Source organism: Aquiflexum balticum DSM 16537, assembly GCF_900176595.1.
In the GTDB taxonomy this organism is placed as follows: Bacteria; Bacteroidota; Bacteroidia; order Cytophagales; family Cyclobacteriaceae; genus Aquiflexum; species Aquiflexum balticum.
In genome coordinates, this window is the sequence record NZ_LT838813.1 from 3,830,852 (window position 1) to 3,849,769 (window position 18,918).

At 39.8% G+C, this 18,918-nt stretch carries 16 protein-coding genes; 6 read left to right on the forward strand and 10 right to left on the reverse strand.

Annotated elements, in window-relative coordinates; translation table 11 throughout:
• Nucleotides 1–22: 22 nt before the first annotated feature.
• Nucleotides 23–1,171 (reverse strand): acyltransferase family protein, encoded by a 1,149-nt coding sequence (locus tag B9A52_RS16075; protein ID WP_084121440.1) that lies wholly within the window; start codon nucleotides 1,169–1,171, stop codon nucleotides 23–25.
• Nucleotides 1,172–1,416: 245 nt separating this feature from the next.
• Here B9A52_RS16075 and B9A52_RS16080 point away from each other — a divergent pair, with 245 nt between their 5' ends.
• The 3 genes from B9A52_RS16080 (at nucleotide 1,417) to B9A52_RS16090 (ending at nucleotide 8,318) form a co-directional block, all read left to right on the forward strand.
• On the forward strand, nucleotides 1,417–3,984 hold the full coding sequence (locus tag B9A52_RS16080; RefSeq protein ID WP_084121441.1) for a family 20 glycosylhydrolase: 2,568 nt from the start codon (nucleotides 1,417–1,419) through the stop codon (nucleotides 3,982–3,984).
• 95 nt (nucleotides 3,985–4,079) lie between these two features.
• Nucleotides 4,080–7,139 carry a PVC-type heme-binding CxxCH protein gene (locus B9A52_RS16085; RefSeq protein WP_084121442.1) on the forward strand — a complete coding sequence of 1,020 codons (3,060 nt, stop codon included), beginning with the start codon at nucleotides 4,080–4,082 and terminating at the stop codon, nucleotides 7,137–7,139.
• A gap of 39 nt (nucleotides 7,140–7,178) precedes the next feature.
• On the forward strand, nucleotides 7,179–8,318 hold the full coding sequence (locus B9A52_RS16090) for a DEAD/DEAH box helicase (RefSeq protein WP_084121443.1): 1,140 nt from the start codon (nucleotides 7,179–7,181) through the stop codon (nucleotides 8,316–8,318).
• Between the two features lie 56 nt (nucleotides 8,319–8,374).
• On the opposite strand, the gene B9A52_RS16095 is transcribed toward B9A52_RS16090, so the two are convergent.
• The 5 genes from B9A52_RS16095 to B9A52_RS16115 all read right to left on the reverse strand — a co-directional run bounded on the left by B9A52_RS16095 (nucleotide 8,375) and on the right by B9A52_RS16115 (nucleotide 11,738).
• Nucleotides 8,375–9,397, reverse strand: coding sequence for a protein kinase family protein (locus B9A52_RS16095; protein ID WP_084121444.1), 1,023 nt, complete (start codon nucleotides 9,395–9,397; stop codon nucleotides 8,375–8,377).
• A gap of 13 nt (nucleotides 9,398–9,410) precedes the next feature.
• Nucleotides 9,411–9,725: a DUF3817 domain-containing protein gene (locus tag B9A52_RS16100; protein ID WP_394334855.1), complete on the reverse strand. Its 315-nt coding sequence runs from the start codon at nucleotides 9,723–9,725 to the stop codon at nucleotides 9,411–9,413.
• A gap of 5 nt (nucleotides 9,726–9,730) precedes the next feature.
• Complete coding sequence (locus tag B9A52_RS16105; RefSeq protein ID WP_084121446.1) at nucleotides 9,731–10,288, reverse strand: hypothetical protein; 558 nt, start codon at nucleotides 10,286–10,288, stop codon at nucleotides 9,731–9,733.
• 182 nt (nucleotides 10,289–10,470) lie between these two features.
• The gene (locus B9A52_RS16110) at nucleotides 10,471–11,001 is read right to left on the reverse strand and encodes an acyl-CoA thioesterase (protein ID WP_084121447.1); all 531 of its coding nucleotides are present in this window, start codon (nucleotides 10,999–11,001) and stop codon (nucleotides 10,471–10,473) included.
• 80 nt (nucleotides 11,002–11,081) lie between these two features.
• A complete protein-coding gene (locus B9A52_RS16115; RefSeq protein WP_084121448.1) occupies nucleotides 11,082–11,738 on the reverse strand; it encodes a protein-L-isoaspartate(D-aspartate) O-methyltransferase in 657 nt (218 codons plus the stop codon).
• A gap of 127 nt (nucleotides 11,739–11,865) precedes the next feature.
• Between B9A52_RS16115 and B9A52_RS16120 the strand changes: the two genes are divergently transcribed.
• A complete protein-coding gene (locus tag B9A52_RS16120; RefSeq protein ID WP_084121449.1) occupies nucleotides 11,866–12,456 on the forward strand; it encodes a riboflavin synthase in 591 nt (196 codons plus the stop codon).
• A 105-nt stretch (nucleotides 12,457–12,561) separates the two neighbouring features.
• On the opposite strand, the gene B9A52_RS16125 is transcribed toward B9A52_RS16120, so the two are convergent.
• Entirely contained in the window at nucleotides 12,562–13,770 is a 1,209-nt protein-coding gene (locus B9A52_RS16125; protein WP_084121450.1) for an acyl-CoA dehydrogenase family protein, read from the reverse strand.
• 118 nt (nucleotides 13,771–13,888) lie between these two features.
• Here B9A52_RS16125 and B9A52_RS16130 point away from each other — a divergent pair, with 118 nt between their 5' ends.
• Together B9A52_RS16130 and B9A52_RS16135 are read left to right on the forward strand one after the other, a co-directional pair.
• Nucleotides 13,889–14,851: a tryptophan 2,3-dioxygenase family protein gene (locus B9A52_RS16130; RefSeq protein ID WP_084121451.1), complete on the forward strand. Its 963-nt coding sequence runs from the start codon at nucleotides 13,889–13,891 to the stop codon at nucleotides 14,849–14,851.
• A 341-nt stretch (nucleotides 14,852–15,192) separates the two neighbouring features.
• The gene (locus tag B9A52_RS16135; RefSeq protein ID WP_084121452.1) at nucleotides 15,193–16,770 is read left to right on the forward strand and encodes an NAD(P)/FAD-dependent oxidoreductase; all 1,578 of its coding nucleotides are present in this window, start codon (nucleotides 15,193–15,195) and stop codon (nucleotides 16,768–16,770) included.
• Here the strand turns inward: B9A52_RS16135 and B9A52_RS16140 are convergent.
• From B9A52_RS16140 to B9A52_RS16150, 3 genes are all read right to left on the reverse strand, one after another.
• A complete protein-coding gene (locus tag B9A52_RS16140) occupies nucleotides 16,767–17,978 on the reverse strand; it encodes a Gfo/Idh/MocA family protein (RefSeq protein WP_084121453.1) in 1,212 nt (403 codons plus the stop codon). The two genes, B9A52_RS16135 and B9A52_RS16140, sit on opposite strands and share 4 nt — an antisense overlap.
• Nucleotides 17,979–18,147: 169 nt before the next feature.
• A complete protein-coding gene (locus B9A52_RS16145) occupies nucleotides 18,148–18,405 on the reverse strand; it encodes a hypothetical protein (RefSeq protein ID WP_172805227.1) in 258 nt (85 codons plus the stop codon).
• 31 nt (nucleotides 18,406–18,436) lie between these two features.
• Nucleotides 18,437–18,901: a hypothetical protein gene (locus B9A52_RS16150; RefSeq protein WP_084121455.1), complete on the reverse strand. Its 465-nt coding sequence runs from the start codon at nucleotides 18,899–18,901 to the stop codon at nucleotides 18,437–18,439.
• Nucleotides 18,902–18,918 lie beyond the last annotated feature (17 nt).

The following is an 18,918-nucleotide window of genomic DNA, read 5'->3' on the forward strand; positions in this document are numbered from 1 at the left end:
AATTTTTCAATTCACTTTCAAATCAAACCTTGATATAAATCTTTTTCCTATCCATCCACAATCCCACCAACCAAATCAACAGCATATAAAAAAGCGCAAACAGGAGGGAAGCATTCTTTGGCCCCAACCATGAAGTGAATGCCAATTCATAAATTACACCCTTCAGACTTTTATCTCCTATTTGGATGATATGCATCACAGATATCACGATTCCGGAAAGTACATATAAGATCAATGGATTTCTCCCAAATACTTCAAAAGGATAAGTCCAGTTTCTTTTTTTCCAGACCTCAATGACCAGGATAAGGAAAGCAATCAGGAAAAGGTCGAGTCCAACTGTCAAAAGCACGTAGGGGCTTGTCCAAATCTTTTTATTGATTGGAAATACATTATCCCAAAGTAAACAGACTACAATCATTACCACACCTGCGATAAAGATTGCCTTTACGGTTTTGCTTGTATTTCCCATTTGCTGGATAAATTTTCCGGCAAAGTATCCTCCAATTACATTGACTACCGAAGGGAATGTACTCAATATACCTTCCGGTTCAAATGGAATGCCTTCACCTCCATAGAGATTTTTGGCTCCGATCAACCAAAGATCGAGTTTCAAAACGGCATTGCCTGTTAAAGAATAAGGGTCTTCTGTATCTCCAAAAAAATACAAAGCCCACCAAAATCCCAATAGTGTGAGAATACTGAATACAACAGCCCCTCTTTTTCCCAAATAAAATAAAATCAGTGAGGCAAGCATGTAGCAAAGGGCAATTCTTTGCAGTACACCCAATAACCTGACATCCCACCAATTGATCATGACGATTCCTCCGGCTTCGTTGTATTCAAAAAATGGAAATGCATTTAAACCCCATCCGATCAGGAATATGATTGCCGTTCTTTTGAATACTTTTTTGAGAAAAACACCCTGATCCATTTTTTCCATTTTCTTCATGCTGAAGCTCATGGCATTACCTACTACAAACAGGAAAGTTGGGAAAACCAAATCGGTAATTGTAAATCCATGCCAATCTGCATGGGCAAATGGGGCGTACAAGTGACTCCAACTGCCGGGAGTATTGACTACGATCATGAGGGCAATAGTCAGTCCACGAAGGACGTCAATGGCCAGGTACCTTTCTTGAATAGGAACACCTAAAACAGGGGTTGGGGTCATTAGCTTTGGGGTTTATTGACAACAGAATTTCTATGGAAAATACTTAAGCAATATTTTTATTAAAGTATCAATTCTAAATCTAATAATTATTTTTAGAATAAATGAAATGCTCCTAAAATTCAAATCAAATGACTGTAGAAATCTTTAAAAACTAATCAATTAAAGTAATTTGAGCTGTTTCTTGGATCTTTTAATTTTTTTTAAAAAATCATAAAATATTATATTGAGGTCTAAAGCTATAAATTATGACTTATCGTTTATTTTTCCTGCCCTTATTTCTTCTTTGGTTTTCCTGCCAATCCACCCAAAATGAAATCAATGTAGATGATGTACTCCTAAGTTGGGAATTGGAAGAAAATATCGCAATGCCCAATCAAAGCCACACTGCAAAGTTTAGCCTTACCAATAATTCAAAAACTTCTTTAAATCCAGATTGGGAGATTTACTTCAATACCATATTTCTATCTGTAAAACCAACGAGTTTAGATGAAAATATTATAATGGAACATTTATCAGGGGATTTTTTTAGAATAAAACCCGCAATGGATTTTCCGGTATTAGAACCGGGTCAAAACTATTCGTTTTCCTATCAATCTGATAATTTCATTGTGAAAAACAGCCATGCACCCCATGGTGTTTTTATGGTCTTTGGTGATGAAGAAAAAGGTCATCAAATAGAAAATTATAGGGTCAAAGAATTCAGTCTAAGGGAGCTGTATAAAATGGCGGAGGGTACTCCGCTTCCTATTCCTATCGGCAATAATTTATTTGAACAATCAAAAGAGCTTACATTATTGGCCCAAAGGGAATTTTCTCCCATCATTCCCTCACCCAAAAGTTTAGAATGGAGTGAGGGTGAATTACAGGTTGAAGGAGATATTGAAATATCATTTGACTCTGACTTTTCAAGTGAAGCTGAATTTTTGATCAATAGCTTGAAATCTAAATACCTAGGACAGATTACTTCCAATTCAACAAATGATGCAAAAATCCAGATCAAAAAAAATCCATCTATTAAAAATATAGAAGGATATCAATTGGATATCTCAGATAAAATCCAAATCCAGGCCAATCATCCCAAAGGTGTTTTTTATGCTGTACAGTCCTTATTGGCATTATTACCTGTTGATCATTTCCGAGAAGCCCAATCCCGCTTGGTTTTCCCTCAACTGAAAATTGAAGATGAACCCCGTTTTGCGTACCGGGGACTTTTTCTGGATGTGGCTAGGAATTTCCAGACCAAAGAAGCTGTCTTGAAGCTCCTGGATTTGATGGCTTTTTATAAATTGAATGTTTTTCATTTAAACTTGGCTAATGATGAAGGTTGGAGAATTGAAATTCCGGGCTTACCGGAATTGACCGATGTGGGAAGCAAGAGAGGATTTTCAAGGGATGAGAAAAACTTCCTTTGGCCATATTATGGTTCAGGTCCTAATGTTGACAATTCACCAACTGGGACCGGTTACTACACCGTATCTGATTTTGAAGAGATACTGAAATACGCCCATGAAAGGCATATTGAAGTGATCCCTGAATTGGGAGTCCCCGGACATTCCAGAGCTGCTATTATTGCTATGCGAAAACGCTACCATGACAAAAAAGAAAATGACATGGCTGCTGCAATGGAGTTTCTCTTGGAGGATTTTGAGGATACCTCCGAGTATCTTTCAGCACAGAATTTTCGAGGCAATACCATGTGCATCTGTCAGGAATCAACTTACAATTTTTATGAAAAAATAGTTGATGAAATGATAGCAAGATATCAGTCTGCGGGAGTACCGCTGAATACTTTCCATACCGGTGGCGATGAAGTGCCACATGGGGCTTGGACGGCGTCTCCAACTTGTGCTGAGTTTATCTCCAAGCAGGAAGACTTAAATAGCATTGAAGATTTGACAAATTATTTTTATAAAAGAGTAAATAAGATTTTTAAAGATAGGGGGCTGCAAGTTGCAGGATGGGAGGAAATTGGTCAAAAGTCTGAAATGGAAAATGGTCAGGAAGTTTCAAGACCAAATCCTGAATTTGCTGACAAAAACTTCAGGGTTTACGCTTGGAATTCTGTTGCAGGTTGGGGTGGAGAGGACATGGCCTATCAGCTGGCCAATGCCGGTTACGAGGTGATTGTCTGCAATTCCTCCAATATTTATTTTGACCTTGCCTACAATATGGACCCGGACGAGCCCGGACATCAGTGGTCTGGGTATGTTGACCTGGAAACAGCTTGGAGAACTGTACCTTTAAATCATTTTATTTCAAATGAAAAGGATATGTATGGAAGGCCTATAGATGCTGATGAACTGGCGAAAGGAAAAGTTAAGCTTAGCGCACAAGGCTCAAAAAATATCAAAGGAATTCAGGGACAACTTTGGACAGAAACGGTCAAAGGGCAGGACATGATGGAATATTACCTCTTGCCAAAAATGTTAGGGTTGGTAGAAAGGGCATGGGCAGTTGACCCAAATTGGACCTCCATTGAAAACACTGAAAAAAGGAAAGCGGCGAGGGAGAAGGATTGGAATAAATTTGCAAATGCTGTCGGTCAGCGGGAAATCCCAAGGTTGGACTATTTGTTTGGAGGATTCAATGTCAGATTACCGAAACCAGGCACCTTTGTCCAAGATGGATTGATGCATGTCAATGTTGAGACTCCAGGTCTCTTAGTAAGATACACCAGAAACGGAACTGAACCAGATATGAATTCTCCAGAATATTCTGCCCCAATGCCGATAGAAGGCAATATCAAGGTGAGGGTATTCACACCATCAGGCCATGCAGGTGAGACTTCAACCTGCCTTCAAAAGAGTAATTGAAAAGCTTATTTTTTTTACGCTTCCACAATCTATTGCAACAAAGTGTATTAACTTTAGTCATTGATTACTGCCCAAATTTCTCAAAATAACCTATTATGAAAAAACCTGTTAAACTGATTCTCCTGCCTATGTTGACGGCTGGGTTTTTCTTTTTCTACTCCTGCAACCAACCTGTCATTATTCCTGATTTTGATACTTTGACAGATGAACAAAGACATTTACCTGAATTTGCCCTTTCTGGAATAAGTATTACTGAGGGTTTGGAGGCTAAACTTTTTGCCTCGGAACCCACCATCACCAATCCGACAAATATTGATATTGACCATAAGGGCAGAGTTTGGGTGCTGGAAGCTTATAATTATCGACCCGAGATTACCGGAAATGAAATCAAACCTGAAGGGGATAGGATAGTGATTTTGGAAGACACCAATGGTGACGGTGTTCAGGATAAAAGCACGGTATTTTATCAGGGACCCGAAATCAATGCCCCCTTGGGTATATGGGTAATGGGCAATCAGGCGATTGTTTCGCAAAGTCCTTATGTGTGGATGCTGACCGATACTGATGGGGATGATAAGGCAGATAAAAAGGAAATCATTTTTCAGGGAATATCGGGAGAGCAACACGACCATGGCATGCACAGTTTTGTCTTCGGACCGGATGGGAAGTTTTATTTCAACTTTGGAAATTCAGGCGCTCAATTGAGGGATAAAAACAATCAGGTGATTAAGGATATCCATGGCTTGGAGATCAATACTGACAATTTCAAACAAGGTTTGGTTTTCAGGAGCAATACAGACTTTACAAACATTGAGGTTTTAGGGCAGAATTTCAGGAACAATTATGAGGTGGCTGTGGATTCTTATGGTACCCTTTGGCAATCGGACAATGATGATGATGGCAACAAAGGTGTAAGGATCAACTATGTCATGGAGTTCGGTAATTATGGATATAAGGATGAAATGACCAATGCGAGTTGGTCTGCAAACAGGACCAACAAAGAAAAAGAGATTCCCCATCAGCATTGGCATTTGAATGACCCTGGTGTTGTACCTAATTTGTTGCAAACCGGAGCAGGGTCACCTACCGGTATTTTGGTGTATGAAGGGAGGTTGCTTCCTGAGGTATTTTGGGATCAAATGATCCACGCCGATGCAGGTCCAAATGTCGTAAGAGCCTATCCAGTCAAAAAGGATGGCGCTGGCTATACGGCAGAAATGGTCAACATTATGGTTGGTGACAAGAACCAATGGTTCCGCCCTTCGGATGTCTGTATAGCACCGGATGGTTCTCTATTTGTAGCCGATTGGTATGACCCGGGAGTAGGTGGTCATCAGGTGGGTGATTTGAATCGCGGAAGAATATTCAGGTTGGCGCCTCCTAGAACCCGTTACAAAATCCCTAATTATAATTTAAATAAAGTTAAAGGGACTTTAGAAGCATTACAGAATCCAAACCTTTCCTGGAGGTATCAGGCTTGGATGGCTCTTCAAGGCTTTGGTGCTCAGGCAGAAAAAGAATTGGCTGAAATGTTTGCAAGCCATGAAAACCCAAGAATGAGGGCGAGGGCTTTTTGGGTATTGGCCAAAATGGAAGGGAAAGGACAAAAATATGTTGACTTGGCTATCGCAGATTCCAACCCGGATATTCAGATAGCAGGTCTAAGGGCAGCACGGCAACTTGATTTGGATCTGATTCCAATCATAACCAAATTATCAGAAAACAATGACCCACAAGTCAGGAGGGAAGCTGCTATTGCACTTCGCTTTCACCCTTCTCCTGAGGCCCCTGGGTTATGGGCAAAGCTTGCCGTGCAACATGACGGAGAAGACCGGTGGTACCTCGAGGCTCTTGGTATAGGCGCCCATAGCCAATGGGACACCTACTTTGCAGCTTGGAAAGATGCAATAGTGGAGGCAGATTTAAATAAAAAGGCAAATCAGGATATCATTTGGAGAGCGAGGACTGGAAACTCAATACCGATGTTGGCTTCCTTGGCGGTTGGCCAGGATGAACCTTTGGAAGATAGGTTGAGGTATTTCAGGGCATTTGACTTCAATCCCGATGTGGAAGGTAAATCCAAAGCATTGATCAATATGCTGAACAATAAAGAAGCTGATCAACAAGAGATCAACAGATTGGTCATTGCCCATTTGGATCCCCAATATACCAAAAGGTCACCTGTGGCTATGGCTGCCCTAAAGGAATTGATTGCCGAGTCTGAAGGAAAACAGGAGTTTGTGGATTTGGTCAGTAAATTTAGTTTGAATGAATACAATACCAAACTCCTGGATTTGGCGATCCAAAACAGTGGGAATAACCTGGGCAGAAATGCAGCCTCTACTTTGATGCAACTAGGAGGAAAGAATTTAATAGTCGGAAAATTACAAAGTAAGGAGGATAAAGTAGTCATTGATATGATGGCCTCGCTCAGGGGTATTGGTTCGAATGAATCCATAGCACTTTTGGAGAATGTAGCTTTTGATGCAAACCGTTCTATCAATGTCAGAAGGGAAGCTGCTTCAGCTATGGGTGCAAGTTATTCAGGGGAAGAAAGGGTTTTGGACCTATTGAGGGAAGAAAAATTTCCGGACAATCTAAAGGCTTCTGCGGTGAATGGTTTAAGTAGGGCTTGGAGAAGGACAGTGAGGCAGGAAGCTGCCACTTATTTGGAAAATGGGGAAGATAGTAACCTTCCGCCTATGAATGACCTGTTGGCTATGTCAGGAATGGTAGAAAATGGTAAATCAGTTTTTAAAAATAGCTGCGCCATATGTCATCAAGTAGGAGAGGAGGGTATGGATTTCGGGCCCAAATTGACTGAGATTGGAAGTAAGCTATCCAAGGAGGCGCAATACATTGCCATCATCCATCCCGATGCTGGCATCAGTTTTGGATATGAGGGTCAAATTTTAAAAACCAAAGACGGTAACACTTATGGCGGAATTATCAGTAGTCGAACTGAAACCGATTTGGAATTGAAAATGCCTGGTGGTACCTCAGTCAACCTCAAAACATCAGATATTGCCTCTATTGAACAAATGGAAAACTCCATGATGCCGGCAGGCTTGGAAAGAAGTATGACTGCTCAGGAAATGGTTGATTTGGTCGAGTATTTGATGAGTTTGAAGAAGATATCTTCAGAGGCCAAATAAATAGCCATTTAAGCCTACCTTTGTCCAAAATAAGATTGCATGACATTTGATTCACTTGGGTTATCAGAAAAATTATTGGCGGCTATCAGCAAAGCCAAATATGATAGTCCTTATCCTATACAGTTAGAGGCCATTCCGGCTATCCTTCAGAAAAAAGATCTGTTGGGCATTGCCCCCACAGGTTCGGGAAAAACAGCTTCTTATGTACTACCGATTCTTCAAATGCTTTTGGAGAAAGAAGTTCCTCAAAACAGGAACATCCCGGTTTTGGTGATTGTGCCTACCAGGGAACTTGCTGCCCAAGTCCAGGAAGTAGTGAAGGTTTTTTCTGAGTTTTTGCCTAGAAGGATTAAAACCATGGCGGTTTTTGGTGGCGTTTCCATCAATCCCCAAATGATGAATCTCCATGGAACGGAGATTTTAGTGGCCACTCCGGGAAGGTTATTGGACTTGGTAGCCCGGAATTCCATTCAGCTGGATAAACTACAGATATTGGTCCTCGATGAAGCGGATAAGGTTTTGAATCTAGGCTTTAAATTGGAGGTGGATGAAATCCTTTCAAGGCTTCCCAAAAAAAGGCAGAACATACTTTTCTCCGCAACCATGGAGGAATCCGTGGAGGAATTGATCAACAGGCTTCTTCACAATCCTGTGAAAATCGAAATCGAACAGGATAAAATTGCACCGGAACTTATTTTACAATCTGCTTATTTGGTGCCAATGGATTATAAAGGACCCTTGCTCCGACATTTGATCCAAGAAGGAAATTGGCAACAGGTTTTGGTATTTGCATCATCGATACGGACAGCAGATAATGTCGCCAACAAACTCAAAAAACATGGAATTGAAGCTATGGCATTTCATGGTGATAAAAGTCAAGGGGCCAGGACAGATGCATTGACCAAATTCAAAACAGGTAAAATAAGGGTTCTTGTTGCCACAGATTTGGCTGCAAGAGGAATAGATATCAAGTTTTTGCCCCATGTCATCAATTATGAATTGCCCCGATCTCCAAAAGATTATATTCATAGGATTGGCAGGACAGGGAGGGCTGGAAGTGAAGGAGAGGCTATTTCATTGGTTTCTGAGGAAGAAGAACACCATTTTAAAGTTATCCAGAAAAAAATGGGCCGAAGGGTGGAAATGATAGATGCCATCAATTTGGACTTTAAGAGGTGAAGAAATTCTTCCGGATTCTATCTTTAATCGTTGGAAATCCTAATTCCTGATAATCTTCATTTTTTCAATACCTGCTCCAAGCTTTGACGCAGAATTTGTCCCATATTGGTGCAGTTTAAAAACTTTTCATTTTTATAATGTTTGGCCAAATCCCGCTTGAGGGAGTCTATATTTTCCTGGGTAGAAATCTTGTCATTTTCCATGCAGGTCAGCAAATCTTCGATTTCTATGGTCGAGGTTTTTAATCTTGTGGCAATCAGTGCCCTCTCTTCTTTTTGGTATTGGGCCATTGACTCAGAGGTAATATATTTTATCCCCATTTTGATCAGAGCATTGTTTTGCTTGAAATACTGGGGAAGGTAAATCGACTTTTTGCCTTCGTAAGATTGTTGATCAAAGTCTATTGCTCTGATCCGATAATGTGTCTCCTCAAAATCAGGAGTGACCACTACCACAAAATTGGATGAATGCATGTCTCCAAGTAATCTCACAAAACATCTTTCATTGAATTTCACAAATTCCTTTGCCAGACGTATCGGGTTGAGCAGAGGGTCATTGATATGTTGACGCATAAATTGCTCCCCGGGAATACCTGCAATATGTTCCTCAATCAGTGTATTGTCCTTTACCAGGTAACTGATTCTGTTGGGTGAAAGCAAATGTTCCAATTCCAATCCATAGACTCTTGAAGCATCGGCGATTTTGACATAGAAATAGTCAAAGTTATCATTGATTTTGTTTACTATCCTAACCCTGAATGGTTGTGTGTTTCCATATACGCAAAGATCAATCCTGTCTACATAAAGGTGCTTCATGACTGACATGTCTCCCTCTGCTTTCAGTTGCGAGTAAATCTTCTTGACATTGAAATGGATTTCATCTCTATCTGATTCAGCGTAAAAAACAGTTTCCCAAAGAGTATCATTTCCTTTGGAATCATATAAAGGAATAGAACCGGTATATCTGCGTAGATCTGAATAATATATGGGAAAGTCAACTTCCCGTCCATATTTTTGAAGAAAAATTCTTAGACCATCACTGATAGGATAGATGATTTTCTTTTTGCTGATCAGGGCCATATCCAACAGATTTTCAAGAAGTTGCCATTTCTTTTTCTTCTTTGGTCAAATATTTGTCGAAAATAAATGGCCCAAATGGCAGCACGGATGCAATCAACGCAAATAGGGTTTTACTGAAATTCCAAGATAGTTTTCTTGCTGTGGGGAACACTATATAAATATAAATGATAAAAAGCAATCCATGGGCCCAACCTACATAGGTTACTGCAAGTGGTATATCCATCATGTATTTTAACGGCATGGCGATAAACAGCAAAACCAGAAATGAAATACCTTCCACTATACTGATATACCTGAATCTTTTTAGCCATTTTACTTTTGCTTCCATAGCGGTCATTTGTGTTTTTTGGTGATGTTAAAAAGAACCTGAAGTTCATTCCAGAGAGATTTTTTTAATTCTTTGTTTTCGGAAATGATTTTCAGATCATCCGCAAAAAGATACTCGGTTCCATCCTCATTTTCTATTTCGTAATTTGATTTATGATAGCTCATGATATCGTTACGTACCGTTCCAAAAACTATAATTTTGCACGGATTCATCGACGTGATGGCATCAGTCGCAGAAGCCTCCAATATTTGGGACGAAACAAGAGCCACATCTTTCAATGAACAACCCACTGCCTGAAGAATTTTAAACAATAATTCCTGTAAATCCTGAGTTAGGGAACTTCCCCTGTAAATAATCATAACACCTTTCTCAAATCCCCCATCAAATTCGATAGAGACAGTTTCTTCCGAAGTATCTTCTTCAATTGGAGATGGGGATGAGGAATTTTCTTTGTAGGGAATAGCCTTTTTACCAGCTTCAGTCCATAAATTATTTTCTCCCGAAATCATATAAATCTCTTCGGGCATAAACATTGCCAAATGATGAATACTCAAATTTTCCATATGCCTAAATTGATTAAAAAATTGTGGGAATACAAGAAAGCAACTATAACTTATAAACTTTAAATCAACCAACTCAAGGACTTAATATTAGGTATTTCAGTTAATAATTTAATTTTCAAGTCGAAATGAAACTATTCAAATATTGAAGTTCAGATTTTCCTGATTTAGGTGACTCTACCAATTTATTCCTTTTCTTTATCCAAGTCGAAAATAGATCTAAGCTCTACAGCATCCTTGGGATCCATCCTTTTGGACAATATCAATCTTAATTGTCTTCTTCTTAAAGCTCCTTCAAATAGCTCCGTTTCTTCTGGGGTGCTGGGTTCGACTTCAGGAACTTCAATAGGTCTTCCATTTTGATCAACAGCAACAAAAGTAAAAAAGGCCCTGTGCGTCAATATCTTTTTATTGGCAGGAATGTCTTCTGCCCATACTTCAATGAACACCTCCATGGAAGAATTAAAAGCACGCGTAACCCTGGATTTTAAAGTAACTACATTACCCAGCGCAATAGGGTGTTTGAATGATATGCTGTCAGCCGCAGCAGTTACCACTATCCTATTGGAGTGTTTTTGGGCAGCAATAGCCGCAACTACATCCATCCAATGCATCAATTTCCCACCCATTAGATTGTTGAGTGTATTGGTATCATTTGGCAAAACCATTTCGGTCATAATCACCTCTGATAATCTCGCTAATTTTTTCTTTGCCATAAAAACTAAATTTTCAGTAAAATTACAAAAATAAATTTGGCTGAAAAGAAAAATTTACACTGAATCAATATAATATTTTGTCACTTCCAGCCTTCTGCCCCCAGCAAAGGTACAAAGGCAAAATTATCAAATTCCTCCTGTACGATTTTGGTTTCGGATTTTTTGGTGAGGCGCATCATTTTCTGGGTATTTTTATCACCAACTGGAATCACCAAAATACCTCCGATTTTCAATTGTTTCAATAAAGATTGAGGTACTATCGGTGCACCGGCGGTTACCAGAATTTTATCAAAGGGAGAATTTTCAGGGAGTCCCTTTGAACCATCTCCAAAATAGAAATGAAGGTGGATTCCAAGTTTAGCCAGGAATTTTTTTGTCCTGTCATAAAGTTTCTTTTGATATTCAATGGTATAGACTTCGGCACCCAATAGGTGTAAAATAGCACCCTGATATCCTGACCCTGTCCCGATTTCCAAAACCTTATCACCGGGCTTGATCTGAAGCAATTCAGTTTGAAAGGCTACCGTATAAGGTTGAGAGATAGTCTGACCCTCACCGATTGGGAAGGCCTTGTCCTCGTAAGCATGGGAATCCAAGGCAGAATCAAAAAAGAAATGTCTCGGAAGGGTGTTTATAGCTTCTAATACAGCCTCATCCTTTATACCTTTTTTTCTAATGGTTTTTACTAATTCCTTTCGCTGACCTTTATGGCGGTAGCTATCCTCTAATTTCAACATCGGGTGTGTAAGGGGTTTGTGAAACTTTTGTTTGGAATGCTAAGTTAAGGGATAAATTGGCTTAATTTGAGCCTTAAATATAAATTGGAGCTTATTGACTGAATAGTTGGAAATTAGATTTTAGAATATGTTTACAGGAATTATTGAAACTTTGGGTATTATCCAAAAAGTTAAAAAGGAAGGGACCAATGTACATTTTGAAATTGCTTCACCGATAACCCATGAGCTTAAAATTGATCAATCTCTTGCCCACAATGGTGTCTGTTTAACTGTAGTTGAAATAAATGAGGAAACATATAGAGTAACAGCAATTGATGAAACTTTGACAAAAACAAACCTTAAAAACTGGAAACCGGGGAAAAAGGTGAACCTGGAAAGATGTATGGCGTCAAATGGAAGATTTGACGGTCATATTGTACAGGGTCATGTAGATCAAAAAGGTAGGGTAGAGCAAATAACCGAAAAAGACGGTTCTTGGGTTTTCGATTTTTCATTTGACCCATCTTTTGGAAACGTTACAGTCGAAAAGGGTTCAATTACCATCAATGGCACGAGTCTTACCTGCTTCAATTCCAAAAACGGACAATTCAGTGTAGCGATCATTCCTTATACTTACGAGCACACCAATTTTCATGAATTAAAAGAAGGAGACGAAGTCAATTTAGAATTTGATATCATTGGAAAATATATCCAAAGGATTGTCAAAGGCTATAATTGAATTAATAAAAAAATTCGGTAACTCTCTGTTTTAAAGTGGGTTACCGTTATTTATTTAAACTAATATTTAATTCTCTGTTTTTTTATTTTGAAAACAATCCAATCCTTATTTAAATGCCGATATACCGGTAATTTCATTTCCTAAAATCAACAGGTGGATATCATGTGTGCCCTCATAAGTCACGACAGATTCGAGGTTCATCATATGCCGCATGATAGGATATTCTCCTGTAATCCCCATTCCCCCATGAATTTGCCTTGCTTCTCGGGCGATGTCCAAGGCCATGGCGACATTGTTTCTTTTGGCCAAAGAAATATGGGGAGTAGTTGCTTTTCCTTCATTCATCATTACACCCAATTTCCAAGTGATCAGCTGTGCTTTGGTGATTTCCGTAAGCATTTCTGCCAGTTTTTTCTGGATCAATTGGAAGGAACCGATCGGTTTATCAAACTGAATTCTTTCCAATGCATATCTTCTTGCAGAATCATAACAGTCCATCGCAGCTCCTATAGCTCCCCAGGCAATGCCATATCTAGCAGAATCCAGACACATCATCGGTGCCCCCAATCCCGATTTTCCCGGAAGAAGATTTTCTTTGGGAACTTTGACATTGTCAAATACCAGTTCCCCGGTAGTTGAAGCCCTCAAAGACCATTTACCATGGGTTTCAGGAGTGGAAAAACCTTCCATGCCTCTTTCCACAATAAGTCCGTGAATCCTGCCATTTTCATTTTTTGCCCATACGACTGAAATGTCCGCTTTGGGTGAATTGGAAATCCACATTTTGGCACCGTTCAAAAGATAATGATCTCCCATGTCTTTGAAGTTGGTAACCATCCCGCTCGGGTTTGAACCATGGTCAGGTTCGGTCAGGCCAAAACAACCCAACATTTCTCCTGATGCCAGTTTTGGAAGATACTTTTTCCGTTGTTCCTCAGAACCGAATTTATAAATAGGGTACATGACCAAAGAGCCTTGAACCGAGGCGGTAGAGCGCATTCCTGAGTCACCTCTTTCCACTTCCTGCATTATCAGCCCATAAGCAATATAGTCAAGACCGCCACCGCCATATTCTTCCGGAATCTGCGGGCCGAATGCGCCGACATCTCCGAACTTTTTGACAATTTCATAAGGAAAATGTGCCCGTTGTGCCCAGTCTTCTATATAGGGACTAATTTCTTTTTTGACGAAATCCCGGATAGAAGAACGGATCAACTTATGTTCCTCAGTCAACAGGTCATCTACCTGATAAAAGTCCACTCCTTCAAAAAGATCCTGTTTCAGTGATTTGTGTGCAATGGCAGTATGGTCCATAACTCTTTTGGTTTATTGGTAATTTAAATGGATTTTTACAGCACAATAGCCGTTTTCCAGCCATGAAATAAATAAGAAGCAAGGGAAAATACTACCTATTTGCTTAAAAAATTAAACTATGAGCCAAGTCAAATATCCAAAAGACGTTTTAGACAAAATAGAGCTGCTTCAGGAAAAATTTAAAGCCTCAGGTCAGGATTTATCTTCTTACCTGGAGGGCCTGCTTTATGCTGATTACATGACCTATTGGGATTATATCAATCTCGATATTCTGCTTTCCTTGCAACAGCCCCGTACTTCCTTCAAAGACGAAAAAATCTTTATTATTTACCATCAGATTACAGAGCTTTATTTTAAGTTGATCATTTGGGAATTGGAACAAATAGCCGAAAAGAACCCCATTGATGTTACTTTTTTTAAGGCCAGAATGGAAAGGGTAAACATGTATTTTGATCAATTGATTTCCTCTTTTGCGGTCATGTGGAAGGGGATGGAAAGGGAACAGTTTCTGAAATTCCGTATGTCATTATTGCCATCAAGCGGATTTCAAAGTGCTCAGTACCGTGTTATTGAAATTCTCGCCTGTGATGTGCAGCAATTACTCTTCATTGATATCAGGGCTAAAATGCAAAATGAGCTGAATGTAGATGTTTTGTTTGACAATCTTTATTGGCAACATGGAGCGGTGGAATTGGCCACAGGTGAAAAGACATTGACTTTAAAAACATTTGAGAAAAAATACGGGAAAAGGCTCAAGGAATTTATAGCAAATTATAAAGACACAAACATTTGGAGAAAATACCTTTCCTGTGTGGATAAAGAAGAGGAATTGACGAAACTGTTGAAAGAATTTGACCTGAAAGCAAATGTGTTTTGGCCCTTGGCCCATTATAAATCTGCGGTCAGATACCTTCAAAGAGACCCTGTGGATATAGCTGCCACAGGTGGTACCAACTGGCAAAAATATCTGCCGCCCCGTTTTCAAAAAGTCATTTTCTTTCCCGATTTATGGACAACTGAGGAAAAAAACGACTGGGGAAAAGGCTGGGTAGTGAAGGAAATATTTGGGGAGGAAATTTAGATTCAAGATGTAAGAAACAAGACACAAGATCCAAGACGCAAGACACAAGATTGGGTCAGTTATATGGTTGAAGTGTAGGTGGAAGATAGAAGTTAATTGTTCAATTGAAATATTTTGGGAATTGGATCAAAATGAAAGAGAATAATTTAATGATTTCTCCCTTGCCTTTTCGCTGTCCTGCCATTGCAAGAAGGATGAGAATCTAACATAATCATCTTGGCTCCCCGATACTCGGGACAGGCTTTGTTTCTAAACTCTAGGCTCTCGCCTCTCACGTCTAAAATCTCACGTCTCACGTCTCATATCTCATATCAAAACTTTAAGGATAAATACCTTACATCATGAAAAAAGAATTACAATTACAATTGACTCCGGAGGAAGCTTATAATGAGGAAGTTTTTCAGAACACAGTTTTGAAAAGGCTGGGATTAGCTTCTGAAAATCAGGAAATAATAGCAAGGCAGGTAAAGCGTTCCATTGATGCAAGGGGAAGACAGGTGAAGGTCAATGTCACGGCTGAAGTCTTTTTCAAAGAAAAGCCCACGCCATTTTTGACCTCACCCAAAGCTTATCAAAACGTCAGTAATAAAGAATCCATAATTATTGTTGGAGCAGGACCTGCCGGATTGTTTGCTGCTCTGAGGGCGATAGAATTGGGTGTAAAGCCCATCATTATCGAACGGGGAAAGGATGTCAGGTCCAGGAGAAGAGATATCGCAGCCATCAATAAAGACCATATTGTTAATCCTGAATCCAATTATTGTTTTGGAGAGGGTGGGGCAGGGACTTACTCTGATGGTAAGTTATATACCAGGTCCAAAAAGCGTGGAGACATCCGGAGAATTATGGAAATTTTGGTTGCCCATGGTGCCACCGAAGAAATCCTGGTAGATGCCCACCCCCATATAGGAACCAATAAACTACCAAAATTAGTGGCAGAATTGCGGGAAAGCATCCTGCAGGCAGGTGGTCAAGTGCTTTTTGAAACCAAAGTGGTTGACTTTATTTTGGAATCCAATGCAATAAAAGGGGTAATTACGGCTGAAGGGGAAAGAATTTTTGGCAAAGGTGTTATTCTGGCCACCGGGCACTCCGCGAGAGATATTTTTCATCTTTTGCATCATAAAAAGATTTTGATTGAAGCCAAACCCTTTGCATTGGGCGTAAGGATAGAACATGCACAAAATCTGATCGATCGGATTCAGTATCATTGCGCTGTGGATAGAGGGCCATATCTGCCTGCGTCCTCATATTCATTAGTACATCAGACAACTTATGAGGGAAAGCAGAGAGGAGTTTTTTCCTTTTGTATGTGCCCGGGAGGTTTTATTGTTCCCGCGGCCACTTCTCCCGGGGAAATAGTGGTGAACGGGATGAGTCCAAGTAGAAGGGACAGCAAATTTGCCAATTCAGGAATGGTAGTGGCAGTTGAATTGGAGGACCTGCCCCAATATCAAAAGTATGGGCCATTGGCAGCAATGATGTTTCAGGCCGAAGTGGAACAGAAGGCCTGGAAGCTGGGAGGGGAGTCTCAAACTGCCCCGGCACAACGCATGGCGGATTTTACTCAAAAAAGGCTCAGTAAGGATTTATTGGAGACCTCCTATCAACCAGGTCTTTTATCCGTGGATATGTATGAAGTTCTTCCTGATTTCATTGCTCAAAGACTCAAACAAGGTTTGTTGGCCTTTGGTCAAAAAATGAAAGGCTATCTCACGAATGATGCACAGATAATTGGAGTGGAAAGCAGAACATCTTCACCTGTGAGAATCCCACGTGATAAAGAGAGCTTTGAACATCCTATCATCAAAGGATTATATCCATGTGCAGAAGGGGCAGGATATGCCGGAGGAATCGTATCTGCTGCTATGGATGGTGAGAGATGTGCTGAGAAGTTGATTGAAAAGGTGTTTGGTTAAACTCCAAAATCATACTTTGATTGCCATTTTTCTCTGGTCCCTTCATAGATTGATTTGTTGGCAAGGGCGACTGACACAGCTGTTTTTCCGGCATTGATGACGTTGCAGCTAGGAAGTTCTTTTGAATTTAGACATTTATAAAAATCCTCTAAGGCATAAAAACTTCCGTCCTTTGTTGGGTTGTCCAGTATTTTCACTCCTTTTTTATCTGAAGACCAATTCAATTTGGTGGCACCGGATACGCCGTCAACTTGTTCCAAAACGGATTTATTTTCTGGTTCGGGATAGAAAAATCCTTCATTTGTCAGGAGAGATACCATGCCTTTACTTCCTTTGATTTTGAAGGAATATCCTTCATGTTGGTTGGCGCAGGTAGCGCCAAAATTGCCAATCATATCTGAATTACCATATCGGATGGCCACTTGTACATTGTCAAAGGTCTCTCTTCCATCTTTGAAGAAATCGATTCCCCCTGTCCCCATAATTTCGGTAGGAGTAGTATCAAATGCCCAGTTGATAAAGTCAATTTGATGGGAAAGAAGTTCTGCTACCAAACCTCCCGAATACTCTTTGTACATTCTCCAGTTGATCTGTCTTTCCAAATCAGAAGAAGGAACAGGACGCCTCCAATTGTGGTTTCTGTCCCAGCGTGCTTCGATTTGCGTTACTTTCCCCAACCAGCCTTTTTCAATCATTTCCTTCACTTTGAAGTAAAGCGGGGAATACCGGTACTGATGCCCCACCTGAATAGTCTGTTTGGGATATTTCCTTGCCAATTGGTTCAACTGAATGGCTTGTTCAATATCAAAAGTCATGGTTTTCTCCAAAAAAAGATCTTTGCCTGAATCCAACACAGCCTTGGCATGATCAAAGTGAAGATAAAGTGGCGTGGCAATCAAAATGACATCCAAATCTTTTTGATCAATCAGACTTCTGTAATCCGAATGGAACTTGATTCCGGTAGGGAATTTCTCTTTTGCTTTGTCCAGCCTAAATGGAAGGTTGTCACAAATGGCTTTCACCTGAAATTTGTCGGGCATGGAATTCATTACCTGATGCAAGCCTGAACCCCGGTCTCCATAACCCAAAATACCTATGGTATAAGGTTTATCATTTTCTAATTTGACCAAACCTGACACGACAGGGACAGGAATCATAGTACCTGCTGACAGCAAAGCGCCCATTCTGACGAAATCTCTTCTTTTCAAAGCAATGATTGTTTTTTAGTTAATTAGTTTTTGAAATTTAGGAAACTTTTTAAGGAATCAAAAAAAGGTTTTTATAAATGGAGGTAAAGTCCAATAATTGTATGGGAGTAAAAAAATTCCAGCACAGCAAGTAGCTCGAGTTCCACATGGTGAGCTCGAAGAGGAATTGTTAAGCTAACTGACTCCCCCAAATAACTAACAGAGAGGCATCAAAATCAAGAAAGTAAACATGATCTTGATTTTCAAATCGACCGTAGGCACCTCTATCAACTGAAGTTTCTTTAAAAAATTGAGGAACTGTAATAAACTCTGCTTTTCCACTTTTCTTTGCCAGCTGAACCTGGTCATACATTAAATTCCATTGACTAAATGCCATTGAAGACAAAAAGAAGATAAGTAAAAAACAAAATCGGTAAACTGTTCTCAAATGTAACATTATTTGGGTCAACAAAATCTATTTATTCTACTCTGACAAATCTTAATATCTCCCCATCTAATGGGGAAGCATCCAGAACCATATTACCAGGCTGAATGTAACATGGCCATGAGGATACCCCCATTTTCAATGTATTGCCCTCCATAGTTTCATGGAATGGAGTTGTTGAGAATGTATATTCATACTCCCCGTCCTTAAAGAGTAGCGCTAGTTCTCCATGATTTTCAACTCTGACAATTCCATCATTTGTAAAATAGTAGATGATATTTTTGCAGGAATAGTCCGTACGGGTAATTTTGCCACTCTGCATATTAAAATCCTCTCTTTGAACTAATTTCCACTTCCCCACCACATCATCTACCGGACCGGAAACAGACTTGACCCGGCACTTTAGATTGGGGAATTCTGTCTCCTGGCAGCCTGTCATTGAACAAGCAAAAAGAATAGCCGAGAAAAGGATAAATTTAAATGAATTTGATTGTTTCATGATTTCTGGAAGTTAAA